28 protein-coding genes are annotated in these 26,207 nt (G+C 68.6%); 14 read left to right on the top strand and 14 right to left on the bottom strand.

Annotation, left to right across the window (positions count from 1 at the left end; genetic code table 11):
• Positions 1 to 43 precede the first annotated feature (43 nt).
• Entirely contained in the window at positions 44 to 346 is a 303-nt protein-coding gene (locus ACYVOK_RS29240; RefSeq protein WP_460665787.1) for a hypothetical protein, read from the top strand.
• A 113-nt stretch (positions 347 to 459) separates the two neighbouring features.
• Positions 460 to 813, top strand: a complete 354-nt coding sequence (locus ACYVOK_RS29235; protein WP_460665786.1) for a hypothetical protein — start codon at positions 460 to 462, stop codon at positions 811 to 813.
• A gap of 1 nt (position 814) precedes the next feature.
• Here the strand turns inward: ACYVOK_RS29235 and rpsR are convergent, their stop codons facing one another.
• Positions 815 to 1,057: a 30S ribosomal protein S18 gene (gene rpsR, locus ACYVOK_RS29230; RefSeq protein WP_460665785.1), complete on the bottom strand. Its 243-nt coding sequence runs from the start codon at positions 1,055 to 1,057 to the stop codon at positions 815 to 817.
• Between the two features lie 70 nt (positions 1,058 to 1,127).
• Here rpsR and rpmF point away from each other — a divergent pair, with 70 nt between their 5' ends.
• On the top strand, positions 1,128 to 1,289 hold the full coding sequence (gene rpmF / locus ACYVOK_RS29225) for a 50S ribosomal protein L32 (protein WP_460665784.1): 162 nt from the start codon (positions 1,128 to 1,130) through the stop codon (positions 1,287 to 1,289).
• Positions 1,290 to 1,346: 57 nt separating this feature from the next.
• Entirely contained in the window at positions 1,347 to 2,669 is a 1,323-nt protein-coding gene (locus ACYVOK_RS29220; RefSeq protein ID WP_460665783.1) for a C1 family peptidase, read from the top strand.
• Here the strand turns inward: ACYVOK_RS29220 and ACYVOK_RS29215 are convergent.
• Both ACYVOK_RS29215 and ACYVOK_RS29210 read right to left on the bottom strand, forming a co-directional pair.
• Positions 2,666 to 3,397, bottom strand: coding sequence for an alpha/beta fold hydrolase (locus tag ACYVOK_RS29215; RefSeq protein ID WP_460665782.1), 732 nt, complete (start codon positions 3,395 to 3,397; stop codon positions 2,666 to 2,668). The two genes, ACYVOK_RS29220 and ACYVOK_RS29215, sit on opposite strands and share 4 nt — an antisense overlap.
• A gap of 40 nt (positions 3,398 to 3,437) precedes the next feature.
• Positions 3,438 to 4,166, bottom strand: a complete 729-nt coding sequence (locus ACYVOK_RS29210; protein WP_460665781.1) for a PIG-L deacetylase family protein — start codon at positions 4,164 to 4,166, stop codon at positions 3,438 to 3,440.
• Between the two features lie 65 nt (positions 4,167 to 4,231).
• Here ACYVOK_RS29210 and ACYVOK_RS29205 point away from each other — a divergent pair, with 65 nt between their 5' ends.
• Positions 4,232 to 5,323 (top strand): serine hydrolase domain-containing protein, encoded by a 1,092-nt coding sequence (locus tag ACYVOK_RS29205; RefSeq protein WP_460665780.1) that lies wholly within the window; start codon positions 4,232 to 4,234, stop codon positions 5,321 to 5,323.
• A gap of 3 nt (positions 5,324 to 5,326) precedes the next feature.
• On the opposite strand, the gene ACYVOK_RS29200 is transcribed toward ACYVOK_RS29205, so the two are convergent.
• Positions 5,327 to 5,935 (bottom strand): ClpP family protease, encoded by a 609-nt coding sequence (locus ACYVOK_RS29200; RefSeq protein ID WP_460665779.1) that lies wholly within the window; start codon positions 5,933 to 5,935, stop codon positions 5,327 to 5,329.
• On the bottom strand, positions 5,935 to 6,528 hold the full coding sequence (locus ACYVOK_RS29195; protein WP_460665778.1) for a ClpP family protease: 594 nt from the start codon (positions 6,526 to 6,528) through the stop codon (positions 5,935 to 5,937). Before ACYVOK_RS29195 ends, ACYVOK_RS29200 begins: the two co-directional genes overlap by 1 nt.
• 161 nt (positions 6,529 to 6,689) lie before the next feature.
• Here ACYVOK_RS29195 and ACYVOK_RS29190 point away from each other — a divergent pair, with 161 nt between their 5' ends.
• Positions 6,690 to 7,187, top strand: a complete 498-nt coding sequence (locus tag ACYVOK_RS29190) for a hypothetical protein (protein WP_460665777.1) — start codon at positions 6,690 to 6,692, stop codon at positions 7,185 to 7,187.
• On the opposite strand, the gene ACYVOK_RS29185 is transcribed toward ACYVOK_RS29190, so the two are convergent.
• The gene (locus tag ACYVOK_RS29185; protein ID WP_460665776.1) at positions 7,172 to 7,801 is read right to left on the bottom strand and encodes a class I SAM-dependent methyltransferase; all 630 of its coding nucleotides are present in this window, start codon (positions 7,799 to 7,801) and stop codon (positions 7,172 to 7,174) included. The genes ACYVOK_RS29190 and ACYVOK_RS29185 overlap by 16 nt on opposite strands.
• A gap of 77 nt (positions 7,802 to 7,878) precedes the next feature.
• On the opposite strand from ACYVOK_RS29185, the gene pcrA reads away from it, so the two are divergent.
• A complete protein-coding gene (pcrA, locus tag ACYVOK_RS29180) occupies positions 7,879 to 10,197 on the top strand; it encodes a DNA helicase PcrA (RefSeq protein WP_460665775.1) in 2,319 nt (772 codons plus the stop codon).
• Between the two features lie 87 nt (positions 10,198 to 10,284).
• The gene (locus ACYVOK_RS29175; protein WP_460665774.1) at positions 10,285 to 10,848 is read left to right on the top strand and encodes a hypothetical protein; all 564 of its coding nucleotides are present in this window, start codon (positions 10,285 to 10,287) and stop codon (positions 10,846 to 10,848) included.
• Between the two features lie 17 nt (positions 10,849 to 10,865).
• On the opposite strand, the gene ACYVOK_RS29170 is transcribed toward ACYVOK_RS29175, so the two are convergent.
• From ACYVOK_RS29170 to ACYVOK_RS29155, 4 genes are all read right to left on the bottom strand, one after another.
• Positions 10,866 to 12,170 carry a lanthionine synthetase LanC family protein gene (locus tag ACYVOK_RS29170; protein ID WP_460665773.1) on the bottom strand — a complete coding sequence of 435 codons (1,305 nt, stop codon included), beginning with the start codon at positions 12,168 to 12,170 and terminating at the stop codon, positions 10,866 to 10,868.
• Positions 12,167 to 12,685: a DUF6886 family protein gene (locus ACYVOK_RS29165; protein WP_460665772.1), complete on the bottom strand. Its 519-nt coding sequence runs from the start codon at positions 12,683 to 12,685 to the stop codon at positions 12,167 to 12,169. Before ACYVOK_RS29165 ends, ACYVOK_RS29170 begins: the two co-directional genes overlap by 4 nt.
• Before the next feature lie 60 nt (positions 12,686 to 12,745).
• Positions 12,746 to 13,504 carry a M23 family metallopeptidase gene (locus ACYVOK_RS29160; RefSeq protein ID WP_460665771.1) on the bottom strand — a complete coding sequence of 253 codons (759 nt, stop codon included), beginning with the start codon at positions 13,502 to 13,504 and terminating at the stop codon, positions 12,746 to 12,748.
• Between the two features lie 379 nt (positions 13,505 to 13,883).
• Entirely contained in the window at positions 13,884 to 14,735 is an 852-nt protein-coding gene (locus ACYVOK_RS29155; protein WP_460665770.1) for an esterase/lipase family protein, read from the bottom strand.
• 134 nt (positions 14,736 to 14,869) lie between these two features.
• Between ACYVOK_RS29155 and ACYVOK_RS29150 the strand changes: the two genes are divergently transcribed.
• From ACYVOK_RS29150 to ACYVOK_RS29135, 4 genes are all read left to right on the top strand, one after another.
• Complete coding sequence (locus ACYVOK_RS29150; RefSeq protein WP_460665769.1) at positions 14,870 to 15,289, top strand: cobalamin B12-binding domain-containing protein; 420 nt, start codon at positions 14,870 to 14,872, stop codon at positions 15,287 to 15,289.
• 398 nt (positions 15,290 to 15,687) lie between these two features.
• Positions 15,688 to 16,974 (top strand): ABC transporter substrate-binding protein, encoded by a 1,287-nt coding sequence (locus ACYVOK_RS29145; protein WP_460665768.1) that lies wholly within the window; start codon positions 15,688 to 15,690, stop codon positions 16,972 to 16,974.
• 94 nt (positions 16,975 to 17,068) lie between these two features.
• Positions 17,069 to 18,142, top strand: coding sequence for a carbohydrate ABC transporter permease (locus ACYVOK_RS29140; RefSeq protein ID WP_460665767.1), 1,074 nt, complete (start codon positions 17,069 to 17,071; stop codon positions 18,140 to 18,142).
• Between the two features lie 131 nt (positions 18,143 to 18,273).
• Positions 18,274 to 19,020: a carbohydrate ABC transporter permease gene (locus ACYVOK_RS29135; RefSeq protein WP_460666340.1), complete on the top strand. Its 747-nt coding sequence runs from the start codon at positions 18,274 to 18,276 to the stop codon at positions 19,018 to 19,020.
• 91 nt (positions 19,021 to 19,111) lie between these two features.
• On the opposite strand, the gene ACYVOK_RS29130 is transcribed toward ACYVOK_RS29135, so the two are convergent.
• The 4 genes from ACYVOK_RS29130 to ACYVOK_RS29115 form a co-directional block, all read right to left on the bottom strand.
• Positions 19,112 to 20,041, bottom strand: coding sequence for a carbohydrate ABC transporter permease (locus ACYVOK_RS29130; protein WP_460665766.1), 930 nt, complete (start codon positions 20,039 to 20,041; stop codon positions 19,112 to 19,114).
• A complete protein-coding gene (locus ACYVOK_RS29125) occupies positions 20,038 to 21,021 on the bottom strand; it encodes a carbohydrate ABC transporter permease (RefSeq protein WP_460665765.1) in 984 nt (327 codons plus the stop codon). Before ACYVOK_RS29125 ends, ACYVOK_RS29130 begins: the two co-directional genes overlap by 4 nt.
• A gap of 33 nt (positions 21,022 to 21,054) precedes the next feature.
• Positions 21,055 to 22,431, bottom strand: coding sequence for an ABC transporter substrate-binding protein (locus tag ACYVOK_RS29120; RefSeq protein ID WP_460665764.1), 1,377 nt, complete (start codon positions 22,429 to 22,431; stop codon positions 21,055 to 21,057).
• Positions 22,432 to 22,688: 257 nt separating this feature from the next.
• The gene (locus tag ACYVOK_RS29115; protein WP_460665763.1) at positions 22,689 to 24,338 is read right to left on the bottom strand and encodes a glycoside hydrolase family 13 protein; all 1,650 of its coding nucleotides are present in this window, start codon (positions 24,336 to 24,338) and stop codon (positions 22,689 to 22,691) included.
• Between the two features lie 187 nt (positions 24,339 to 24,525).
• Between ACYVOK_RS29115 and sucC the strand changes: the two genes are divergently transcribed.
• Together sucC and ACYVOK_RS29105 are read left to right on the top strand one after the other, a co-directional pair.
• Positions 24,526 to 25,698 (top strand): ADP-forming succinate--CoA ligase subunit beta, encoded by a 1,173-nt coding sequence (gene sucC, locus ACYVOK_RS29110; protein WP_460665762.1) that lies wholly within the window; start codon positions 24,526 to 24,528, stop codon positions 25,696 to 25,698.
• A 13-nt stretch (positions 25,699 to 25,711) separates the two neighbouring features.
• The coding region (locus tag ACYVOK_RS29105; protein ID WP_460665761.1) for a CoA-binding protein at positions 25,712 to 26,207 on the top strand (496 nt) is incomplete at its 3' end.

Genomic DNA, 26,207 nt, shown 5'->3' with positions numbered 1-26,207 from the left:
CGCCGGCAGGTGTGCACGGGCCGCGGCCGGGCACCGGGGCGCCATGGCGAAACGTCGGCGGTACGTCGTGGCGGCCACCGGCGAGTGGCGAGACGAGCACGGCGTACGACTCCCCGCGGGGGAAGTGCACGCCTGGGAACAAGGGCTCAACCAGACGGTGTGCGGGTTGCCCCTCAGTCGTGCCCGCCTGTACAGGTTCGCGGGCGTCGAATGGGCCGACACCTTCGTGGAGACGGGCGGCGCCGCCGACCGCGTCGTCAGCCAGTGCCGTCGCTGTGCGTCCGTGGCAGGCCGCCGTGCCGGGGACCTCGGGAAGCGCTGGCAGCGGATCAACCCTCGACCGTGACGGCCGCGGACCGCGACCCGACGGGCTCGGTGACTGGAGTCGGGACGTGGCCGGGGGTGACTGGTGCCGATGGCAACGAGCTCGCCGTCGGTCGGGGCCTCTAAGGTGTGGGCATGGATTTCCTGCACGACGTACTCACGCTGCTGCACCTGGTCGGGTTCGCCGCGCTGTTCGGTGGGTTCTTCACCCAGCTGAAGTCGCAGGCGCCGGTGGTCAACGCCGCGATGCTGCACGGTGCGCTGACCCAACTGGTCACCGGCGTCCTGCTGGTCGGGATCGCGTCCGGGGTCGAGGACGACGACTTCACCGTCGACAACACCAAGATCGCCGTCAAGCTGGTCGTCGTCCTGGTGATCACCGGGCTGGTCCTCGCCTACCGCAAGCGGCCCGCGATCAGCCGCGGTGTCCTCTTCGCCATCGGCGGTCTCACCCTGCTGAACGCCGGGATCGCCGTCTTCTGGCACTGACCTAGCGGTTGGCGGACGTGTAGGGGAGGAGGGCCATCTCGCGGGCGTTCTTGATGGCGCGGGCGACCTGCTTCTGCTGCTGGACGCTCAGCCCGGTGACCCGGCGGGAGCGGATCTTGCCCCGGTCGGAGATGAACTTCCGCAGCAGCGCGGTGTCCTTGTAGTCGATGTAGGTGATGCCGTCGCGGTCGAGCGGGTTCTGCTTCGGCTTGCGCTTGCCGGTCGGCGCCGGGCGTCGGGCCATGGTCGGGTGTCCTTTGTTGTTGAATGTCGTTTTCATTTAGCATAGCGGCTGACACTCAGGAGGAGACCAAATGGCCGTTCCGAAACGCAAGATGTCACGCTCGAACACCCGCCACCGCCGGGCCCAGTGGAAGGCGACCCCGGTCGACCTGGTGCCGATCACGGTGAACGGCAGGCAACTCCGCGTCCCTCGGTCCCTGGTGAAGGCCTACCAGCGCGGCCTGCTCGACTGAATGCGCCACCCCGGCGGGGGCGGTGCGGGCTTGGCGGCTGTTATACCGTCGAGTGCTATGGAGCGGAATCTCACTGCCGAACAGCTCGCGCTCTTCGAGAAGGAGTTCGTGTCGAACCCGCAGTACCGGGTGATGCAGAACGCCGTCACGCAGACGCCGGTCAACGCCATCGCCCTCGACCGCCAGGTCGTCACCTCGATCGACCATTCGGTGTCGCATCTGCTCGACGACTGGAAGGTGACGAACCAGAAGAAGAGCGGCCGCTGCTGGCTGTTCGCCGGGCTGAACCTGCTCCGCGTCGGCGCGGCCGAGAAGCTCGGCGTCAAGGACTTCGAGTTCTCCCAGAACTACCTGCTGTTCTGGGACAAGTTCGAGCGTTCGAACTTCTTCCTGGAGGCGATCATCGAGACCGCCGGCCGGGACGTCGACGACCGGACCGTGGCGCACCTGCTGTCCGACCCGATCGGTGACGGCGGCCAGTGGAACATGTTCGTCGCGCTGGTCCGCAAGCACGGCCTGGTGCCGAAGTCGGCGATGCCGGAGACCGACAGCTCCTCGGCGACCGCGCAGATGAACGACGTCCTGCGCAAGCTGCTCCGCCAGGGCGCCCGCGACCTGCGGGCACTGGACACCGTCGAGGCGCGGCGCGACCGCAAGCAGGAGATCCTGACCACCGTGCACCGGGTGCTGAGCATCCACCTCGGCACGCCGCCGCAGAAGTTCCTGTGGCAGTGGAAGGACAACGAGAAGGAGTTCCACCGCGACGGCTGGATGACGCCGGCCGAGTTCGCCGCGCGGTACGTCCAGTTGCCGCTGGAGGAGTACGTCTGCCTGGTGCACGACCCGCGTGAGTCCAGCCCGGTCGGCAAGACCTTCACCGTCGACTACCTCGGCAACGTCATCGACGCGCCGCCGGTGGTGTACCTGAACGTCGACATCGAACTGATGAAGCAGCTCACCCAGGACGCGATCGTCGGCGGTGAGCCGGTCTGGTTCGGCTGCGACGTCGGCAAGCAGATGAACGCCGACCTCGGCTACTGGGACGCCAAGCTGTACGACTACGGCTCGGTCTACGACGCCGAGTTCACCCTGGACAAGGCCGAGCGGCTGCTGCACCACGAGACGCTGATGACGCACGCGATGCTGTTCACCGGCGTCGACGTGGTGGACGGCAAGCCGCGCCGCTGGCGGGTGGAGAACAGCTGGGGCGACGAGAAGGCGGACAACGGCTTCTGGACCATGAACGACTCGTGGTTCGGCGAGCACGTCTTCGAGGTCGCCGTACGGCGCTCAGCGCTGCCGGCCGAGCTCCAGGCCCGCCTCGACGACGAGCCGATCGTGCTGCCAGCCTGGGACCCGATGGGCGCCCTCGCGGACTAACGAATCAGACCCATCGCCTCGGTGGGGCGTTCGAGGGTCGGCAGGTGGCCGGCCCAGGGCAGGTCGACGCGTTCGACGTTGGGAAGCCGGTCGGCCAGGTAGGCCGCGCAGTTGCGGAACCACTCGAAGTCATGTGCGCCCGTGATCAGTCGCACGGGCGCGCTGATCTTCTCCGGCTCGACGGCGTACTCCTCGTTGTCGACGTCCCCGGCCGCGAGCTGCAGCTCGAAGGCGCGCCTTTGCATGGTGCGCAGGAGGACCTTGGCGTGGTCGTCCGCCTCGGGGCCGAGCCAGCTCCGCACGATGAGGTCGGTGGCACCGTCGACGTCGTCGGCCTCGAGCGACCGTCCCTCCTCGGCCCAGACCGCCCGGATGTCCGCGGTCGGCTCCACCCCGTCGGTCGGCGCACAGATCAGCACCAGCCTGCTGAACCGCTCCGGCTGCCGGCTCGCGACCTGCTGGACGACGTAGCCGCCGTACGACGCTCCGACGGCCTCGACCGTCTCCACGCCCAACTCGTCCAGCACCGCGAGGACGTCCCCCGCGTCGGAGTACTTCGCCCCCGGCTCCAGCGGCGTCTCGCCGTACCCGCGGAGATCGACCGTGATCACCCGGTGGTCCTTGCTCAGCTCATCCACCTGCCGAGCCCACATCCGCGCATCCGCCACTCCGGCGTGCACCAGCAACACCGCCGGCCCGTCCCCAACCACCCAATGAGCAATAGTCATGCCCGCACCCTCCCCGCTCACCACCCCCAGCGCAAACTGATTAGCCGAGGCGGACGACGGTGAAGGCTTCGGCGTGGTGGTTCGGGGGGAAGCCGGCGTCGCGGGCGTTGTCCTGGGACCAGCGGCGCATGTCGGCGGCGAGAGTCTCGGGGTCACGGTGCTGGCTGGCGTGGCACAGGAGGGCGGCGATCTTCTGGTCGACGGTGTCGGTGATGTCGACCCAGTGGTTGCGCTCCGGATGCTCCATCATCCACAGCTCGCCGACGTCCCAGGCCTCCTCGGTCAGGTCGTCGTACGCGTAGGGGTTGCCGGCCGCGGGGTAGAAGGCACGGACCGTCGCCTCGGCGGTGGCGAGGTGGTCGGGGTGGGAGACCTGCAGGCGTGACCACCAGCGTTCGGGCGACTGGGTCAGCAGGCGCTGCGGGCGGATCCGGCGGATCAGCCGGGTGATGTCGCGGACCAGGTCGAGGCCCGGCTCGACCTGACCGTCGACGTACCCGAGGAAGTGCAGGTTGTGTACGCCGACGTGCTCCGCGGCCGCGGTCTGCTCGGCGCGTCGTACCGCGGGGATCTCGGCCCGGTCGCGATCCGGCTCGAAACCGCCCGCCTGGCCGTCGGTGACGATGCAGTAGTGCACCTCGATCCCGGCCTTGGTCCAGGTCGCGACCGTCCCGGCACCGCCGAAGTCGATGTCGTCGGGGTGCGCGACCACCACCAGCACCCGCTCGATCTCGCTGTCCGGGCGCGGATTCGGCTCAGGCATGCTCATTCGTCCGACCTTAACGCGCGGCTTGGGTACCGGGGGCAAGCTGGTGATGACGGGGAGGAGGTTCGATGGACCTGGGCGGCGAGTGCGAGCCGCGGGACGTCCGGATGGACGCCGGGCGGCTGGGGGCGGCGCTCGACCTGGTCCGGACCCGCAAGGCGGCGGCCCAGCTGTGCGTGATCCGCGACGGCCGGGTGGTGGTCGACCAGGCGATCGGCTGCGCACCCGACGCGCTGTTCTGGCTGTTCTCGGCGGGCAAGCCGTACGTCGCGATCGTGATCCACCGGCTCGTGGAAGCCCGCCTGCTGCACCTGGACGACGCGGTGGCGGCGTACTGGCCCGAGTTCGGTGAGAACGGCAAGCGGGACATCACCGTTCGCCAGGTGCTGCAGCATCGGTCCGGCCTGACCACGGTCGGCCGGTACCTGGCCGAGGCCCGGGCGATGAGCGACTGGGATCGGTCGCTGCAGCGGATCGAGCAGGCCCGGCCGCTCTGGCCGATCGGCACGGTCGCGTACAGCCCGCTCGCGTTCGGCTTCGTCCTCGGCGAGGTCGCATATCGATGCTCCGGGCAACCGATCGAGGAGCTGGTACGGCGCTTGATCCTCGAGCCGCTGGGTGTTGCCGACACGTTCCTCGGCCTGCCGGGCGACCTTTGGAACCGGGCCGTCCCGATCCGGGTCAGCGGCCCGGTCGGCCCGGTCGTCCAGTCGATCGTGAACAACCGCGGTACCCGGCAGGCCGTCGTACCGGCGGCCGGGATGTCCGCCACCGCACGGGACCTGGCGACCTTCTACCAGGCGCTCCTGGACGGCGGAGCCGGGCCTGCCGGCCCGATCCTGCGGCCGGACTCGATCGCGGCGGCGGTCGAGCCGACCAGCGAGGGTGAGCTGGACCGGACCGTCAACGCGCCGATCCGGTGGTCGCAGGGGTTCCAGCTCGGCGGGCCACGGTTCGTCCCGCAGGTGGTCACACCGCTCGGGACGACGAGCAGTCCGCGGACGTTCGGGCACAACGGCAGCAACTGCTGTATCGGCTGGGCCGACCCCGACCGGCGGATCGCCTACGCCTACCTGACCAACCGGATCGGCCGCCGGGACGCCGACGTCGCCCATCACGCCGCGGTCGCCGACAAGGTCCTCGAGGCCGCGTTCGACTGACGATCAGACCAGGACCGGCACCCGGTTGCGGTGCTGGATGACCTGGTCGACGATGCCGTACTCGCGGGCACCCTCGGCGGTCAGCACGTGGTCGCGATCGGTGTCGTGCCGCAGCCGCTCGATCGTCTGCCCGGTGTGAGCGGCGAGGATCGACTCGACCTGACCGCGGACCCGGACCACCTCGTCGGCCTGCAGGATCAGGTCCGGGATGGTGCCCTGACTGCGCGCGGCCGGCTGGTGCAGGACGACCCGCGCGTGCGGCAGCACTGCGCGTTGCCCGGCCGCGCCGGCGGCGAGCAGGACCGCGCCGGCCGCGACCGCCTGCCCGACGCAGCAGGTCGAGATCGGCGACTGGATGTACTGCATCGTGTCGTAGATCGCGAGCATCGCGGTCATGTCGCCGCCCTCGCAGTTGATGTAGAAGTTGATCTCCTGGTCCGGCTTGTCCGCCTCCAGGTGCAGCAGTTGCGCGATCAGCGCGTTCGCGACACCGGCGTCGATCGCCGTGCCGAGGTAGATGACGCGCTCGCTGAGCAGGTGCGAATAGACGTCCATGATCCGTTCGCCCCGCGGGCTCTGGGCGATCACGTTTGGAATCGTGTAGGTGCTCATCACGCGGCCTTTCGCTGGGGCATGACCTGGTCGAAGGAGTCGACGATGTGGTCGATGAAGCCGTACTCGCGGGCCTGTTCGGCGGTGTACCAGTGGTCGTGCAGCGAGTCCTCGTGCACGGTCTCGAACGGCTGCCCGGTGTCCTCGGCGATCAGCCGCAGGACGGTGTCGCGGATGTGCCGCAGGTCGTTGGCCTGGATCTCGATCTCGACCGCGGACCCGCCGATCCCGGCCGACCCCTGGTGCATCAGGACCCGCGCGTGCCGCAGGGCGTACCGCTTGCCCGGCGTCCCCGCGGACAGCAGGAACTGCCCGGCACTGCAGGCCAGCCCGATCGCCAGCGTCGACACGTCACACGGCACCAGCCGCATCACGTCCCGGATCGCCAGCATCGACGGCACCGAGCCGCCGAGTGAGTGGATCCACAGGGAGATGTCCCGGTCCGGGTCATCGGCCGCCAGGGTGAGGATCTGCGTCGCCAGCAGGGTTCCGTTGTCGTCGTCGAGGGTCCCGTCCAGTACGACGATCCGCTGCGCGAGCAGCCGCTGACGCGCGGACTCGTTGAACAGCGGCGGTTTGTTGTCTTCAGCCATGTCCCCAACCCTGACCGGCCGGACCCGCCCACCCCAGCTTTTCTGCTGTCGGCGACTCTGCCCACAGCAAACGAGTCCTGACGGCAGCATCCGGTCACCACCGCGCCCCGCACCCGGCGGCGTGAGATCGTGTGCCGGGTGCCGGACGAAGGTGAGGGCGGATGCGCATCCTGTTCTGGGCGCTCGGGTACCTGGCGTCGTGCGCGCTGGTGTTCGCCGGGTGCATGACGGCGTTCGTCGGATTCGTGGGCCTGAACACCGAACGGAACGCCTATCGGGTGGACGTCGGCCCGCGTGGCGGCGAGTGCGGTAGCGGGTTCCTGCATCTCGATGTCGAGACGGGCGGAGAGCTGTACTGCGGGTCGGTGGGTGTGAGGCCGATCCAGAAGCCGAAGACCAACGCGATGTTCGGTTTCACCGACGCACAGAAGGACGAGGTCTACCGGCTGGCTCGTGACCTCGGCGAGGACGGGTTGTCCGCGGCGGACGAGGACCGGATTCAGGCGGTCCTCGACAAGTACAAGGCGACCGTGCCGGCCGCGGCGCGGTTCCGGTCGGCGGATCGCTGGTGGTGGGGCATCCCGGAAGCCTGGTACGGCGTCGCGATGATCGTCGTGGGCGGCCTGGGGATCCTGGTGGTGCGTCAGCTGGCCGACTGAGGTTTGGCGGCGATGCCGAGAACGTGCGGGGAGGCGGGGCTCGGGCCGAAGGGGAAGCGGTCGAGGGTCTCGATGGTGAAGCCCGCCGCCTCGATGGCGGCGGCCGTGTCGCGGTGGACGTGACAGCCGCCGCTGAACCAGGACCAGACAGTGGCATCCGCGACCCGCTGGAGGCGGTCCAGCCGGGTGCCCGGCTCGGCCGCGACATGTTCGTAGAACCTGAGTTCCCCGCCGGGACGGAGTACGCGGAACGCCTCGGCCAGCGCGACGGCCTGGTCCGGCACCGAGCACAACACCAGCGACGCGACCACGGCGTCCACAGAGCCGTCCGTGAGCGGCAGGTTGTCCGCCGTACCGTTGACGACCTCCACCGGTACGGCGGCCGCGAAGGCCCGGGACTCCGCCTTGGCGCGCAGGTAGGCCTCGGGCTCGACGGCGATCACGCCCGTCACCTCGGCGGGGTAGTGGGCGAAGTTCCCGCCGTCCCCGGCGCCGATCTCGACCACCTGCCCGGCCAGACCGTCCAGCAGCCGCTTCCGGTGGCCGGCCGCGCCCTGCTCGTCGAGTTGCGGGCGCACCCGGGCGTAGACGCGCGCGAACACCGGATGTCCCATGCCAACCCAGCCTAGATCCCCCCGCGTTCGAACCGGCGTTCGGTAACTGTCGGAGTGAGCGCCTAAGGTGTTCGGTGATGACTACGCTGTTCTCGCCTGATGAGCTCCCGGTGCCGCTGGAGGAGCCCACGAAGCATCGGACCGATCCGGAGTCGCTGCTCGAAGGGCTCAATCCGCAGCAGCGGGCCGCCGTCGTGCACGCGGGCAAGCCGCTGCTGGTGGTGGCCGGCGCCGGCTCGGGCAAGACGCGGGTGCTGACCCGGCGGATCGCCTACCTGCTGGCGGCCCGCGACGCGCACCCGGGGTCGATCCTGGCGATCACGTTCACCAACAAGGCCGCCGCGGAGATGCGCGAGCGGGTGGTGGACCTGGTCGGGCCGCGGGCGAAACTGATGTGGGTCTCGACGTTCCACTCCTCGTGCGTGCGGATCCTGCGCCGCGACATCAAGCGGTTCGGGATCAACTCGACGTTCTCGATCTACGACGACACCGACTCGCGCCGGCTGATGACGCTGGTCTGCCGTGAGCTCGACCTGGACGTCAAGCGGTACAACCCGCGTGCGGTGCTGAACTGGATCAGCACCCAGAAGAACGAGTTGATCGACCACGAGACCGCGGCGGCGAAGGCGGGGAACCATCTCGAGGAGACGTACGCCGAGTGCTACCGGATCTACCAGGAGCGGCTGGCCCAGGCGAACGCGCTGGACTTCGACGACCTGCTGATGACGACGGTCAACCTGCTGCAGGCGTTCCCGGACGTCCGTGAGTACTACCGGCGCCGGTTCCGCCACGTGCTGGTCGACGAGTACCAGGACACCAACCACGCGCAGTACACGCTGATCCGCGAGCTCTGCGGCGAGGACGACCCGAACTACAACGGCCCGACCGCGCCGCCGGCCGAGCTGATGGTGGTCGGCGACTCCGACCAGTCGATCTACGCGTTCCGGGGGGCGACGATCCGCAACATCCTCGCCTTCGAGGAGGACTTCACCGGCGCCGAGACGATCCTGCTGGAGCAGAACTACCGCTCCACCCAGACCATCCTGTCCGCCGCCAACGCGGTGATCAGCCGGAACGAGGGGCGCAAGGCGAAGAACCTCTGGTCCGACCAGGGCCAGGGTGAGCAGATCGCGGTGTACGTCGCCGACAACGAGCACGACGAGGCCCAGTTCGTCGCCGACGAGATCGACCGGCTCACCGACACCGAGGGCATCAAGCCGTCCGACGTGGCGGTCTTCTACCGGACCAACGCCCAGTCCCGGGTCTTCGAAGAGGTCTTCATCCGGACCGGCCATCCGTACAAGGTGGTCGGCGGGGTCCGGTTCTACGAGCGCAAGGAGGTCCGCGACGCGCTCGCGTACCTGCGCGTGCTGGTGAACCCCGAGGACACCGTGTCGCTGCGGCGGATCCTGAACGTGCCGAAGCGCGGGATCGGCGACCGCGCCGAGGCCGCGATCGAGGCGCTGGCGGCGCGGGACCGGATCTCGTTCGCCCAGGCCCTGCGCCGGGCGCACGACGCCCCGGCGATGGCGAGCCGCTCGGTGAACGCCGTACAGGCCTTCATCGACATCCTTGACGAGCTGACCGCGATGGTCGACTCGGGTGCGCCGCCGGACGACATCCTGGACGTCGCGCTGCACCGGTCCGGGTACTACGAGGAGCTGCAGAAGTCGACGGATCCGCAGGACGAGACCCGGCTGGAGAACCTGGACGAGTTCATCTCGGTGGCCCGGGAGTTCGTCGAGGAGCGGACCGCCGCCGGTGATCCGGCCGACCTGCAGGCGTTCCTCGAGCGGGTCGCGCTGGTCGCCGACGCGGACCAGATCCCGGACGCGGCCGACGACGGCGGCGTGGTCACGCTGATGACGCTGCACACCGCGAAGGGGCTGGAGTTCCCGGTGGTGTTCCTGACCGGGATGGAGGACGGCGTCTTCCCGCACTCGCGGTCGCTCACCGACCTGAAGGAGCTGGAGGAGGAGCGGCGGCTCGCGTACGTCGGGATCACCCGGGCCCGGCAGCGGCTGGCGATCTCCCGGGCCGCGGTCCGGTCGGCGTACGGCGCCCCGCAGCACAACCCGCCGTCGCGGTTCCTGGAGGAGATTCCGGCCGAGCTGCTCGACTGGCGGCGGGACGAGTCGGCGATCACCCGCTGGTCCGGCACCGGTACGTCGAGGGGCAGCGGCATCTCCAGTCGCTACGAGCCACCGCGTCGTACTGCCTCCGACAAGCCGGTGATCAGCCTGAACCCGGGCGACCGGGTCGTCCACGACAGCTTCGGGATGGGCACCGTCGTGGTCGTCCGTGGCGAGGGCCAGCAGGCCCAGGCCGACATCGACTTCGGGTCCGAAGGGGTCAAGCGGCTGCTGCTGCGTTATGCGCCGGTGGAGAAGATCTGAGTCAAGTTCTGGGGCCGGTGCGTTGCATCTGGGCCGGAGATTGAGACAATCAAGGATCTTCGGCCCTCCCCCGGAAGCGTTCTCGCCATGTCCAAGTCGGTAGCAGGCAGTCACCGCCGGATCATCCTGGCGGGAGCCAACCCTGGGCTGCGGCTGTTCGACGAGACCGGCAAGGTGACCGCGTACGCGTCGATCTGGATGGTCGACTGGTCCATCCGCGGCGCCGGTACGGCGGTGATCCTCTGGTTCGACGGGATCGTCCGGGTGGTGTCGGAGGACGTCGACCTGGCCTCCTGGCTGGAGCGCTACTTCGTTCGCTCGTTCCTCGAGGTCCAGGGCCTGCCCTGGCACGAGCCGGCGGTCGAGCGCGACCTGGTCCAGGTGTCGATGAACCTGGCCGAGGGGCTGACCGCGAAGGCGGCCGACATCCAGATCGAGATGGGCGGGGTGCTCGACCGCCGCCTGTTCGCCACCGACAACTTCCAGCTCGCCGAGGGCAACCACAGCCTCAGCCTGGTGATCGCCCCGGTCCGGTCCGCGACCGTCTCGATCGGCGGCGCCTCCGTCCCCGGGTTCGTCCAGGTCGACGGTTCACCCGACAAGCCCGGCTCGTCCGCCTTCCTCACCACCGCCGAGGTCTGGCGCCGCTAGACCTGCCGCGGCTGGGCCTAGCGCGGCTGGGCCTGGCGGAGCGCCCACCAGTTGTCCATCCGCTCGACCGCCTCGCGGCCGCCGTCGAGCACCCGTTGGAGCCTGAGCAGGTATGCCGCGATCCCGGCCGTGCCCTGCATCCAGCCCACACCCGGCGGCAGCAGCGGGTCCTCGTTGCGATGTTCGACGAAGCGCCAGTACGCCGTGCCGTCGTCGTGGAACGCCCGCTCCACCAAGGCATCGCCGAGCCGTACGGCGAACTCCAGGTCGTCCTCGTCGCCGTCGCGGTGCCAGGAGTCCAGGAAGACGTCGGCGACTCCCGCCGTACCACAGCAGCGTCCGTCGTTGTCCCAGAAGCCCGGGTAGAGCCGCTCGGGTACGCCGGAGTGCCGGACGCTGTCCAGACACCGCCGATGCCAGACGGCCGGCGTCTCGCCGGCAACCTTCTCCACCCCGGCGTACTCGAGTGCGCGGAACAACAGCGACGTACCAGCGCCGCCGTGGCACCAGTTGTAGGTGAACTCGTCGCCGCGCCGCTCCTCCCACGGGACCACGCGCGGCACCCGGAAGCCCTTGTCGTCGTTGACCCCGAGCGTGATCAGGTGCTCGGCTCCGGCCCGGGCGGCGTCGATCAGGTCGGCTGCCTCCAGCTCGACACCGGCCAACGCCAACACGGTCGCGATACCGGCCAAGCCGTGCGAGAAGTTCGGAATCTCGGCCTTCGGCTCGGTCGAGAAGCGGCGGGGGACGAACGGCCAGGTCGCCGGCTCCTCCTTCTCGGCCATCAGCAGCCCGGCCGCCCGCTCGACCAGTGCGCGGGCGTCCTCGCCTCGCCGATCGGCCCAGAGCGCGCCCATCAGTACGGCGCCGGTGCCGAGCGTCGCGTCGTTCGCGACCGCGCCCGGGAGGTACTTGGGCGGGGCGAGGAAGCTCTCCGGCCAGCCGTTGTCGGTGGTGAGCTCGGCGATCCGGTCCACGGCGGGTTGCGCGCCGGGTTCACCGAGAGCGGTGAGGACGCCGATCGCGCTGACCAGGCCGTCGAAGTACGTGATCGACGTCTCGGCCGGGATCGCGCGACAGACCCGGTCGGCGATCGCGGCGGCCAGGTCCTGCTCGCCGGCCGTCCAGGCGCGGGCGAGCCTGATCTCCGCCAGTGCGTGCGCCAGGCCGCCGACGCCTCCGTGCATGCCGTCGCGGTACTCCTCCGGCTTGTCGCCACCGGCGGCCTCGGGGATCCACGGGCCGGCGTCGTCCCACTGCACCTGTCCGAGGACCCAAGCCCAGGCCGCTTCGCCCAGTTCGCCGTACTGCGTTGCCGTCATGGGCGGGCGTTCCGCAGCCGGATGCCGCTGAACTCGAGGCTGCTGATTACGACCGCGGACCAGAACTCGTGCAACCGGTTCAGCACCCGCAACTGAATCCCGGCCTCGTCGTGCAGCTGGAAGAGATCGCCAACCCGCTCCGGCGGCCCCAGTGGTCGCACCACGGTGGTGGCGACCATCGCGGCGTCGACCTCGACAAAGGGTTCGGCGGGCAGCCGGTAGGCGTACAGCTTGACCGAGCGCATCGCATCGAGCCAGCCGTACTCCACCGCGTGCACACGGCTGCCGGAGCCGGCGCCGATGATGCGGGCCTGGTCGTCGGGAGTGGTGGAGGGGCCGACCCACGCCATAGCGCGGGGGCACTGCCTCGGGAACCAGTAGTCGGGAGCGCGGTCGTAGCCGACGGCCCAGACGTAGGGAGTGGCCTCTCGCGTCGTCTTGGCGACGTGTGGCCGGAACACCTCGATGGCCGGATCTTCGGAGAAGTGCAGAACCTCTCCGGGTGCTGGACGCATGCCGGGGATCCTAGTCCGGCCGGCGGGCGGTCTCAGCTGGTTTCAGGTACTGCGGGGAGCTCAGGGGTTGAGGCCGCAGTGGTCGCGCAGCCACGGCATCGGGTCGACCGCGTCGCCCCCGCCCGGGTGGACCTCGAAGTGCAGGTGCGGGCCGGTGGTGTTGCCGGTCATCCCGACCGCGCCGACCTGGTCCCCGGCGTACACGGTCTCGCCGACCGACACGCTGAACTTCGACATGTGGTTGTACCAGGTGACGGTGCCGTCCTCGTGCCGCACCTGAACCTGGCGACCGTACGGGCCGGCCCAGTCGGCGAAGATCACCACACCCTTCATCACGGTCCGGATCGGGGTGCCGATCGGGGCGGCGAAGTCGGTGCCGGTGTGGTTGCGGGCCCAGCGGCTGCCGCCCTGACCGAACGTCGCGGTGACGCGGTAGTCGGAGATCACCATCTCGCAGCGGGTGGCGGACTCGCGGATCTTCTTCTCCGCCGCGTCGGCCGCGGCCTTGGCCTTGGCGAGGGCGGAGGCGCGCTTGGCGGTGAGGGCCTGGGTGGCGGTGAGCTTGGCGGCGCGGGCCTTCGCCAGCTGGGCGGCCGCGGCCTGCTTCTTGTTCGTGTCGTTGCCGGCCAGCTGGACCCGGGAGGAGTCACGGGTGGCGAGCTGGCGGGCCTGGATGCGTGCGGTGGTGATGCCGGACAGCTGCCCGTTGTCCATGCTGAGGGCGGCGAGGTTGACCGCCGAGTTCGCCTGTGTCGGCGAGGCGAGCGAGCTGTGGCTGAACCCGACAGCTCCCGCTGCCGCGGCGAGGGCCGCGGTCAAACCGACGATCTGGGTACTACTCGGGGTGGTACGCCTGGCAACACGATGCTTGGCACTGTGACGTCCTGCGCCGGGCTTGCGCGCAGCGTTGCCTGGCGTGACGCGGTTGCCCGCGGCACGGTGCTGAGACACGAGTGGCCTTTCGGTCACAGGGGAGGGGCTTTGGGGAACGGCCGGAGCCTTTCCCCACCCGTCCGGAGATTTATTCCCCGTCCGGGCTCATGCACGATAACGGATCAGTCACGAGGCGACAAACCCCGCCACCCACTTTTCTCCGGCTCCTTCACGAAACTTTTGCATGCGCGGCTGCACGTGCATCCGCCCGATGCCGCTCAGAAAGCTGCCCTGTCAGGCACAATCGAGCATTGTCAGGACAACGTCAGGCGACGGTGTCCTGATCGTCCAGGTGGGCCAGCACCCCGGTGATCTGGTGCACGACCTCGCCGTGGAACGGCAGGGACAGGTGGCCCACGCCGTACACGCGAACATTACTGGCCACCAGGTCGGGGTGGCGGATCCGGGCCCGCCGCTGCGGCACGATCAGCTGGTCGACGTCGCTGTAGAACGCGACGAACCTGGTCGCGCAGTCAGGTGCCGGCTCGGCGAGTTCGGCCATCAGGTCGCTGTCCGGCCGCACCTGCTTGACCAGCGGCCACGGCAGCAGCCGGGCGGCGACGGTGCCCTGGTGCGGCGTGCCGAGGGTGACGCAGGTGTGCACGCGCTCGTGACCTCCGAGCCGCTGGACGTAGTACCGGGCGATCAGGCCGCCCAGGCTGTGCCCGATCACGTGGATCTGGTCGGACCCCGATTCGTCGCAGATCCGCTCCACCTCGTCCGCCATCCGTTCCGCGGTACGGCGGACGTCCAGGGTCAGCGGTGAGTACGAGAACGTGTGGATGCTGCTGAAGCCGCGCCGGAGCAGTTGCCGGCGCATCAGCGCGAAGACGGTGTGGTTGTCGATGATCCCGTGGACGAGCAGGATCGGCGTACCGGCGGCCCGGACGTCGCTGACCAGCAGGCTGCGCTGGGCCGGGGTGAGGCCGGCCAGGTTCAGCCGGGCGGTGTGCGAGCCGGAGCCGCCGACCAGGCCGAGCGGGTACATCGCCAGATGGGTGGTCAGCCAGCCCAGCTCGATCGCCGCTCCCTGCAGGACGCGCGGTGAGAGTGCGGTCCGGGCGCCGTAGCGGAGGCCGTCCAGGGCGCCGCGTACCTCGTCCTGCCAAGCGCTCATGGGCGACTCCTCACGCAACCAGACCCCCCGGATCGGTCCGATCTCTTTCACGGTAACCGGTTCCCACTTGGCGTGTCGGGGAACACACACCTCCGTGTCTTATCCGAGAGGAAGGGACCGGTTAGCCTGCGGACATGCCTCCTACGAGTCCTCTGCGAGTCGTCGTCGCGAAGCCGGGCCTGGACGGCCACGACCGCGGCGCGAAGGTCGTCGCCCGGGCGCTGCGGGACGCGGGTATGGAGGTCATCTACACCGGTCTGCACCAGACGCCCGAGCAGATCGTCGAGACCGCGATCGCCGAGGACGCCGACGCGATCGGGCTGTCGGTGCTGTCCGGCGCGCACATGACCCTGTTCAAGCGGGTCCGCGAACTGCTGGTCGAGCGGGACGCCGAGGACATCGTGGTGTTCGGCGGCGGTATCATCCCGGACGCCGACCTGCAGCCGCTCGCCGAGCTCGGTGTGCACAAGATCTTCACGCCCGGCGCCACCACCACCGAGATCGTCGAGTGGGTCCGCACCCACGTCGGCGACGCGTCCGCCTCGACGGCCTGACGCCGTTCGCCCGACCGCGTCGGGGTCGTCGAACGGGCCCGAGCGTCTCCTTCCACTCCGGAGCGTGATGGCGACACGGTGGAGTCGATCTGAACGGATACGGTGCGTTCAGTCACGTTACTAACCGGTAATACCGAATCGTTAAGAAAGACCCGGTTGTGCGGGCTGTCGAATCGCGGTCGCATACAGCCATGCGTCTGTCCGTTTCAGAGACTGTTGAGCGGCAAGGTGTGTGGCTCAGGACACATCACCCCCGTCGTCGGTTACTGTCCGGACAGGCGGGATCGCAGCGCGGTGGGGGACTGTGACCCGCTGACGCAGGACCAAGCGACGTCCCATCGGGAGAGGGCAGGTAAACGATGAGGTTTGAACGATCACACACACGCAAGGCGGCCTTCGTGGCCGTCGTCAGCAGCCTTGCGCTGCTCGCGACCGCGTGTGGTGGCGGAGACGACGGAGGCGATGGTGGCACCGGCACTGGCGCGGGCGGGGGAGCACTGGAGGGCCGCGGCCCGATCACCTTCGCGACCGGCAAGGACACCTCCGGGAACCTGACGAACCAGGTCAACGCGTGGAACTCCCAGCACCCGGACGAGAAGGTCACGGTGGCGGAGCTGCCGGAGTCCGCGGACCAGCAGCGTGCCCAGATGATCTCCAACGCGCAGAACAAGTCCGACGCGTTCAGCGTGCTCAACCTGGACGTGGTCTGGACCGCGGAGTTCGCGGCCAACCGCTGGGTCACCGAGCTGCCGGAGGACCAGTTCCCCGATCTGAACAAGCTGCTGCCGTCGACGGTCGACACCGCGAAGTACCGCGACAAGCTGTACGCCGTACCGGTGACGTCCGACGGTGGCCTGCTGTACTACCGCAAGGATCTGCTGGACAAGGCCGGCGTGCAGCCGCCGAAGACCTGGAAAGAGATGCAGGACGCCTGCGCGAAGGTCAAGGCGCTGCCCGAGGCCAAGAACGCGAGCTGCTACGCCGGTCAGTTCGAGAAGTACGAAGGCCTCACGGTGAACTTCTCCGAGGCCGTCAACGGTGCGGGCGGTGTGGTCGTCGGTGACGACGGCAAGCCGAACGTGGACACCCCGGAGGCGCTGGAAGGCCTGAACTTCCTCGTCGAGGGCTTCAAGTCCGGGATGATCCCGCGGCCGGGTATCACCTACAAGGAGGAAGAGGGCCGGCGTGCCTTCCAGGAGGGCAACCTGATCTTCCACCGCAACTGGCCCTACGTGTACGCGCTGGCGAACAAGACCGACGGCTCGTCGAAGATCGCCGGCAAGTTCGGGGTCGCGCCGCTGCCGGGCAAGGACGGCCCGGGCGTGTCCACCCTGGGTGGCCACAACTACGCGATCTCCGAGTTCGCGAAGAACAAGGCGACCGCCGCGGACTTCATCAAGTTCATGTCCAGCGAGGAGCGGCAGAAGGCCAACGTCGAGAAGACCTCGCAGGCGCCGACCTGGGCCTCGCTGTACGACGACCCGGCGCTGACCAAGCAGTTCCCGTACCTGGCCCCGCTGAAGGCCTCGATCGAGACCGCCAAGTCGCGGCCGAAGGTGGTCAAGTACGGCGACGTGACGACTGCGATCCAGGAGGCGGCGTACGGCGCACTGACCGGTGCGACGCCACCCAAGGACGCGCTCAGCCAGCTGCAGACCAAGTTGAGCTCGCTCATCACGCAATGACCGAAGCGGCGGGGCCGGCGCGTAGCTTCACCGCTGCGGGCCGGCCCCGGCCTGTCGCTGCCCGCGGAAAGCGGGCGGAAAGAAGGAGGCAGAGGTGAGTACATCCGCCCCGGTCGCGCAGCGGCCGACGCCGGAAACCACCAAGAAGCCCAAGCGGCGGAGCTCGTTCAACGAGGGCACCGGCCGGCTGGCCGCACTGCTGCTGTCGCCGACGCTGATCGTCCTCGGCCTGGTCGTCCTCTACCCGATCCTGTCGGCGTTGCGCGAGTCGCTCTACCAGAGCGGGCAGCGGATCGACGAGGCGGGCTTCGTCGTCCAGGGGTCGGAGTTCGTCGGGCTGCAGAACTTCACGGCGATCTTCTCAGGTGAGACCGGCGACCGATTCTGGAACGCTTTCTACAACACCACGTTCTTCACCGTCACGTGCGTGGTCCTGGAGACCATCCTGGGTGTCGCGATGGCCCTGGTGATGCACAAGGCGTTCAAGGGCCGCGGTATCGTCCGGGCCAGCATCCTGGTCCCGTGGGCCATCCCGACCGTCGTGTCGGCGTTGCTGTGGAAGTGGATCTTCCAGGCCGACGGCATCGCCAACGACATCCTCGGGACGCAGATCCTGTGGTCCACCGAAGGCTGGCAGTCGGTGCTGTCGGTGATCGTCGCCGACACCTGGAAGACGGCACCGTTCATCGGCCTGCTGGTGCTGGCCGGGCTGCAGACCATCCCGGACGAGGTCTACGAGGCCGCCAAGGTCGACGGCGCGAACCCGTGGCAGACGTTCGTCCGGATCACGATGCCGCTGGTGAAGCCGGCACTGCTGGTGGCAGTGCTGTTCCGCATTCTCGACACGCTGCGGATCTTCGACCTGCCGTTCGTGCTGGTCGGCCCGAACAAGGAGTCGGTCGAGACGTTGTCGATCCTGGCTTATCTCGAGGCGAACGAGACCCGGTACGGACCGGCGGCGGCGTACGCGACGTTGCTGTTCGTCTACGTCGCGGTGGTCGCGTACGTGTTCGTGAAGCTGCTGGGCGCCGACGTGTTCGGCGACACCGTGCAGCGCAAGCCCAAGAAGAACGGCAAGAACGGGCGAGGCCGGCGCAACGAACTGTCACCGGGTACGTCGGCGGGTGCCGCGACGGGCAGTGCGACCGCCGGAAGTGGAGGTTTGTGATGGCTGTGGCCGAGAACGCCCCGAAGAAGGTCATCGACGTCAAGGCGGCCGAGGCGCCGTGGTACCGGCGGTGGCTGCCGCTGCTCGGTGTCGCGCTGATCGTGATCTACTGCCTGGCGCCGTTCTACTGGATGGTGGTGTCGGCGCTGCGCCGGCCGAGCGACCAGTTCGACAACTCGATCATTCCGCGGAACTGGTCGATCACGAACTTCACCGACGTGTTCAAGCCGGGCACAGGGTTCGGCCGCGGCCTGCTGAACAGCCTGATCGTGGCCGGTACGGTGACGATCCTGACGCTGATCATCGGCATGGTCGCGGCCTACACGCTGGCCCGGCTGGACTTCCGCGGCAAGAACTTCGTGCTGGCGATCATCATCACCACCTCGATGTTCCCCGGCATCTCGCTGGTGGTGCCGCTGAAGAAGCTGTTCGTCGACATCGAGTGGATCAACACCTACCAGGCGATGATCGTGCCCAGCCTGTCGTTCGCGCTGCCGCTGGCGGTGTGGAACCTGACCGCGTTCTTCCGGCAGATGCCGCGAGAGCTCGAACAGGCCGCGATGGTGGACGGCTGCACGCCGGCCCAGGCGTTCCGGAAGGTGATCATTCCGCTCGCCGCCCCGGGTGTGTTCACCACCGCGATCATCACCTTCATCGCGGCGTGGAACGAGTTCCTGATCGCGCTGAGCATGGTGAACCGCAAGGAGATCCAGACCGCGAACGTGGTCATCTCGCAGTTCACCGGTACGTCGGGACGCGACCAGCCGTTCGGCAGCCAGATGGCCGCCGGCGTGGTCGTCACCATCCCGCTGGTGATCGCCGTACTGATCTTCCAGCGTCGTATCGTCGCCGGCCTCACGGCAGGTGGCGTGAAGTGAGCCGGTTGCGTTAGTCGTGGTTCGGCGAAGGCCGGAGTCGCTCAGGTGGCTCCGGCCTTCTGCTTGCCGCGATCCGGTGCTGCTCGGTGGTTCAGCCCTTGACCGAGCCCGCGGTCAGGCCGCGGACGAAGTAGCGCTGCAGGCCGAGGAAGACCAGGAGCGGGATGGTCATGCTGAGGAAGGCGCCGGCGGTGAGCAGCTGCCAGCCTTGCTGCTGAGCGCCGATGAGGCCGGCGACCTGGACGGTGAGAACCTCACGCTCGCCCGGTCCGAGGAAGATCAGGGCGACGAGCAGGTCGTTCCAGGTCCAGAGGAACTGGAAGATGGCGAAGGACGCCAGCGCCGGTACCGACATCGGCACGATCAGCCGCCAGAAGGTCTGGAAGTGGGTCGCGCCGTCGATCTTCGCGGACTCGATGACTCCGCGCGGCAGTGTCGCCATGTAGGCCCGAAGGATGAAGATCGCCAGCGGCATGCCGAAACCCGCGTGCGCCAACCAAACCGACGCGAACGTTCCGGTCAGGCCGAGGTCGCCGAAGATCTTGAACAGCGGCACGATGGCAACCTGAAGCGGCACGACCAGCAGTCCCACGATCAGGATGAAGAGCCAGTCACGGCCCGGGAACTCCATGAACGTGAACGCGTACGCCGCGAAGGCGGCGATCATCAGCGGGATGATGGTGGCCGGGAGGCTGACCACGAAGCTGTTCAGGGATGCGTTCCAGCCGCCCTCACGCAGCACCTGGGCATAGTTGTTTCCGGTCCAGTCGGTGAACGGCTTCGTGACCACAGTCCACCAGCCCGAGCTGAGCGCGGCTTCCGGCGTACGGAACGAGGTCACGAGCAGGCCGATGGACGGCATCAGCCACAGGAAGCAGATCACCAGCAGGGCACCCCGGACGAACCAGCCGGCCCGCCCGGAGAGCGCGCCGGCCTCGCGCCGGCGCGGCGTGGCCGTCCGGAGTTGGCGCTGCTCGGTCGCCGCTGTGCCGCCCGGCTGGACGGTACCGGTGCTGGTCATCGCGCTAGCTCCTCGGCTCGGTAGTGGCGCACCTGGTAAACCATCACCGGGATGACCGCGATCATCAGCATCACGACGATGGCCGCCGCGCGCCCGGCGTCGCCGCTGACGATCAGTTCGGTGATGAAGCGGACCGCGATCACGTCGGTGTTGAAGTTGCCGCCGGTCATCACGTAGACGACGTCGAAGATCTTCATCACGCCGATCAGGACGGTGATGAAGACCGTGACGACGGTGCCCCAGATCTGCGGGACGATCACCCGGAAGAAGGTCTGCCGCTCGTTCGCGCCGTCGACCATCGCGGCCTCGATGGTTTCGTCCGGCACCCCCTTGATGGCCGCGGACAACAGCACCATGGCGAACCCGGCCTGCGCCCAGATCAGGATGATCATCAGCATGAAGGTGTTGAGCTTCGCGGTGTCCTGCTGGAGCCAGGCGACGGGCTCGAAGCCGAGCGCGGTCCAGACCGCGTTCTGCAGGCCGATCTGCGGCTCGCCCGCCGGCCGCACCTCGTAGACGAAGCGCCAGATGGCCGCGGAGGCGACACCGCTGATCGCCATCGGCAGGAAGACGATCGTCTTCGACAGTTTCTCGCCGCGGGGGTTGAGCCGGTCGGCCAGGACCGCGACCATCAGTCCGAGAGCCACGACGACCGCCGGCACGAGCGCTATCCAGAGCAACGTGTTGAGCAGCGTCACGCGGACGAACTCTTCCCGGCCCAGGAGACTCGAGTAGTTCTCGAAGCCGACCCATTGCGTACTGGTCTCGTTGGCGAAGCTGTACACGATGGTCTGGATCGCGGGGTACAGCAGGAACAACGCGATCACCGCGATCGCGGGCAGAATGTACAGGTACGGCTTCAGCCGGTCCTCCCACTTGTCCGGCAGCCGCTCGGCGAGCTGGTTGAGCAGCCAGAACAGTACGAAGGCGCCGCCCACACCGGCGACGATCGCCAGCAGAGCGTTGATGACCCTGATCACGACGCGCTCCTTCCCCTCGTCATGCCGGTGGCGTCAGTCGGGCCAGCTCTGCTCGATGTCGGTAAGGGAGGTGTCGAGGTTCTTCTGCCCGCTGATCCACGCGACCATGCCCTTCCAGAAGGTGCCCGAGCCGACCGCGCCCGGCATCTGGTCGGAGCCGTCGAACCGGAAGACGGTCGCCTTGCCGCCGATCTCCGCGATCTGTCGCGTCACGTCGCTCTGGTACTTGTTCAGGTCGTAGTCCTTGCGCGGGGACAGGAACCCGCCCTGCTCGCTCCAGCCCGGGAAGTCGGCACCGGTCATGAACGCCATGAGCTGCTTGGTGTCCTCGTCCTTGCCGCTGAACACCGCGGCCAGATCACCGCCGCCCAGCACGGGCTGATCGTCCTCCGACTGACCCGGGAAGTAGAACACTCCGACCTCTTCGTCGAGTTTCTGCACGATGTTGGCCGGGAAGAAGCCGCTCTGGGTGATGAAGTTGCCCTGACGGTGCAGGAAGCACCTCGGCGGATTGCCGAACATCGGGTTCGCCGCCGTGGCGAACGCGGTGCTGGCGACGCTCTTGCGGCCGCCGAGCACGTTGCCCTCGGCAAGCACCAGCCTCTCCATCGCCTCCGCGGCCTGCTTCACCACCGGGTCGTTGAAGGGGATCTCGTGCCGCACCCACTGGTCGTACTTCTCCGGGCCGCCGATGCGCAGGACGTACTCCTCCAGCCAGTCCGTCGCAGGCCACCCGGTCGCCGCGCTGGACTCGATGCCGAAGCACCACGGTGGGGTGCCGTCGGCCTTGATCCGGTTCGTCAGCGCGGTCAGCTCGTCCTGCGTCTTCGGGATCTCGTAACCCTTGGCCTCGAACGCCTTCTTCGGGTAGAACACCAGGCTCTTGACGTTCATCGAGACCGGCACGCCGTAGAACTTGTCGCCCACCTTGCCGGCGTCGAGGACACCGGGCACCAGGTCCTCCTGCAGCTTGCCCACATCGAGCTGCGTCGACAGATCGGTCATCTTGTTCTGGGCGACGAAGTCCTTCAGGATCCCGGGCTGCGGGAACAGCGCGATGTCGGGCAGGTTGTTCGCGCGAACCCGGGTGCGGATCAGCGTGTCGAACGACTGGGACGCCTCGGTGAACTTGATCTTGATCCCGGACGACTGCTCGAACTGCTTCAGCGCCTGCTGGAAGCCCGCGGACTGCGCGCCGCCGAAGCCGAAGACGACCTCGACGTTCTTGTCTCCGGTCGCCTGCGTACCACCGCCGTCACCGCCGTCCTCGGCAAGACAGGCGGCCGTCAACGCGGCGGCCACCGTCATCAATCCCACCTGAAGGAACCTGCGCCCGGCCATCACCAGCCCCAATCCGTCGAGCCAACGATCTGCCCCGGCGAGGCGGCTGGCGGCGTGGCCGTCGGACATCCCGTCTCGTCGACGCCGGTACACAATCGCGGTGCGCAGTACGAACACACCGCGTAGCGATGTGTGCCAGATCACTTTTGACCATAACACCGGTTTTTGTTCGCGGCACTACCGGAAAGCCGAACATCTGGCAGTGATGACCGGCGATCACGAAGAGTCATGTCGTGGCCGCGCCGGCGGGGGGAGCCGGCCGGAGGGAGCGGCCGGGATCCTTTCACCGCAAAGGATCCCGGCCGCTCCGCGACGCCGTACGGCGCTCAGACGGTGAGCCAGACGGCCGCGTCCACACCGAGTGTGCCGTCGGTGAGCGGCGCGCTGGAGAGAAGCACCGCGGAGGCGGGCGGCAGGTCGATCGGCTCGTCGCCCAGGTTCACCACACACCGGAAGTCCGGGTCGCGGGTGAACGACAGCACTCCGGGCGGGGCATCCTCGTCCCAGGTCATCCGGCCGTCCCCGAGGCCCTGCTGCTCGTGGCGGATGCGGAGGGCGGCCTTGTAGAGGTTGAGGTGGCTGTCCGGGTCGGCGGCCTGGGCCTCGGCGGTCAGTGACGCCCAGTCGGCCGGCTGGGGGAGCCAGGGCCGGCCCGGGCCGGGACCGAACCCGTACGGCGGTTCGCTGCCGCTCCAGGGGATCGGAACACGGCAGCCGTCGCGGCCACGCACGGTGTGGCCCGACCGCACCCAGGTGGGATCGTCCAGCACGTCCTCCGGCAGGTCCTCGACCTCGGGCAGGCCGAGCTCGTCGCCCTGGTAGATGTAGGCGCCACCCGGCAGGGCAAGCTCGAGCATGACCGCCGCCCGGGCCCGGCGTAGTCCCAGCTCCAGATCGGTCGGCACGGTCCCGGCGGGCATCGACGCTTTCTTCTGGTCGCGACCGTAGCGGGTGCGGTGCCGGATCGTGTCGTGGTTGCTCAGCACCCAGGTGGCAGGGGCACCGACCGCCCAGAAGTGCTCGGTGGTGTGGTCGATGACCTCGCGGAGCTCCGCCGCGTCCCACGGGCACCGCAGGGCGTCGAAGTTGAAGGCCGAGTGCAGTTCGTGCGGCCGGACGTACTGGGCGAGCCGGTCGGCCGGCGAGAGCCAGGCCTCGGCGACGAACACGCGCGGGCCCAGTGGGGTGCCGGCGTACTCGTCGGCGATCCGGCGCCAGCGCTGGTGGATGTCGTGCACCGCCGGCTGGTCGTACGTCGGGTGGCCTTCGTACTTGTCCCGGGTGACCTCGCCGTTCGGGCCCGGGATCACGTCGGGCAGCGAGGCGTCCTTCGCCATCGAGTCGGCCACGTCGATGCGGAACCCGTCGACGCCGCGGTCGAACCAGAAGCGCAGGATCGAGTCGAACTCCTCGATCACCTTCGGGTGCTCCCAGTTCCAGTCCGGCTGGCTGACATCGAACAGGTGCAGGTACCACTGCCCGTCCTCGATCCGCGTCCAGGCCTGGCCACCGAACGCCGCCGGCCAGTTCGTCGGCGGCTGCGCACCGTCCGCGCCCTTGCCGTCCCGGAACCAGAACAGCTCCCGCTCCGGCGAACCCTTGCCGGCCTCCAGCGCGGCCTTGAACCACGGGTGGTCCCAAGAGCAGTGGTTCGGCACCAGGTCGATCAGGATCCGGATGCCCAGCTCGTGCGCCTCGGCGATCAGCGCATCCGCGTCCGCCAGCGTGCCGAACTCCGGGTTGATGTCCCGGTAGTCGGACACGTCGTACCCGCCGTCGAGAAGCGGGGACGGGTACCACGGGCTGATCCAGATCGCGTCGATGCCGAGGTCGGCGAGGTACGGCAGCCGGGCCCGGATGCCGTTGATGTCGCCGGTGCCGTCACCGTTGGCGTCGCTGAAGGAACGGGGGTACACCTGGTAGACGACGGCGCTACGCCACCAGTCGTCAGCTGGTCTGCTCGCTGCATCGGTCATACCGCCCAGCCTTTCACGACCGGTGAGAGGGCTGTGACGGTCGTCTCAGCGTGCACCCCGGCTGTTGCGGTGCAGGCGGGGGTGGCTAGTCTCAGGCCACGGAACGCGCCGGCGCCCGTGCCCTCCGGATGGGTTCAGCCCGCCTGCCGCGGCCTACTCGAACAGGTGCGAGAGAGGGACCACAGTCGTGGACTTGATGGAATACCAAGCGAAGACGGTCTTCGCCAAGCACGGAGTGCGGACGACCGTGGGTGAGGTCGTCACCACCCCGGAGGAAGCCCGGGCCGCGGCCGAGAAGATCGGCGGCCGGGTGGTGGTGAAGGCCCAGGTCAAGACCGGCGGCCGCGGCAAGGCCGGCGGCGTCAAGCTGGCCTCCTCGCCGGACGAGGCGGAGCAGAGGGCCCGCGAGATCCTCGGCCTCGACATCAAGGGCCACATCGTCAAGACGCTGAACATCGTGCCCGCCGCGGCGATCGCGGAGGAGTACTACTTCTCGTTCCTGATCGACCGGGCGAACCGCAACTACCTGTGCATCGCGTCGGCCGCCGGCGGGATGGAGATCGAGGAGGTCGCGCACACCAACCCCGAGGCGGTGGCGAAGATCTCGATCGACCCGGCCGCCGGGGTGGACGAGGCGAAGGCGCGGGAGATCGCCCGGGCGGCGAAGTACCCCGAGGACATCCTCGACACGGTCGCGCCGGAGATCGTCAAGCTGTACGAGGTGTTCATCGCCGAGGACGCGTCGCTGGTCGAGGTGAACCCGCTGGTCAAGCTCGAGGACGGCAACATCGAGGCGCTGGACGGCAAGGTCACCCTCGACGACAACGCCGACTTCCGGCACCCGGACCACGCCGAGTTCTCCGACGTCTCGGCCGAGGACCCGCTGGAGGCCGCGGCCAAGGCCAAGGGCCTGAACTACGTGAAGCTGGACGGCTCGGTCGGCATCATCGGCAACGGCGCCGGCCTGGTCATGTCCACGCTCGACGTCGTCGCGTACGCCGGTGAGGAGTTCGGTGGGGTCAAGCCCGCGAACTTCCTCGACATCGGTGGCGGCGCGTCGGCCGAGGTGATGGCGAACGGCCTGGAGATCATCATCTCCGACCCGCAGGTGGAGAGCGTCTTCGTCAACGTCTTCGGCGGGATCACCGCCTGTGACGCGGTCGCGAACGGCATCGTGCAGGCGTTCGAGCTGCTGGCCGGCCGCGGTGAGCACGTCACCAAGCCGCTGGTCGTCCGGCTGGACGGCAACAACGCCGAGGAGGGCCGCCGGATCCTCGACGAGGCCGGGCTGGCCGGTCTGGAGCGGGTCGACACGATGGACGGCGCCGCCAAGCGGGCCGCCGAGCTGGCTGCGAAGTAAGGGATCGCTGAACATGTCTATCTTCCTGACCAAGGACAGCAAGGTCATCGTCCAGGGCATGACCGGCTCGGAAGGCACCAAGCACACCACCCGGATGCTTGCCTCCGGCACCAACATCGTCGGCGGGGTGAACCCGCGCAAGGCGGGGCAGAGCGTTCAATTCTCAGCCTTCGACGGCCAAGACGTTGCAGTGCCGGTCTTCGGTACCGTCGCGGACGCCGTGAAGGAGACCGGTGCGAACGTCTCGGTCATCTTCGTGCCGCCGAAGTTCACCAAGGACGCCGTACTCGAGGCGATCGAGGCCGCGGTGCCGCTGGTGGTGGTGATCACCGAGGGCGTGCCGGTGCACGACACCGCGGCGTTCTTCGCCGCCGCGCAGGCGTCCGGCACCACCCGGATCATCGGCCCGAACTGCCCCGGCATCATCACGCCGGGTGAGTCGAACGCCGGTATCATCCCGGCCGACATCGCGGGTCCCGGCCGGATCGGTCTGGTGTCGAAGTCCGGGA

The organism is Kribbella swartbergensis, from assembly GCF_054784135.1.
Note: the sequence above shows the minus strand (reverse complement) of the source record. Positions and strands in the feature narration are given on the sequence as shown.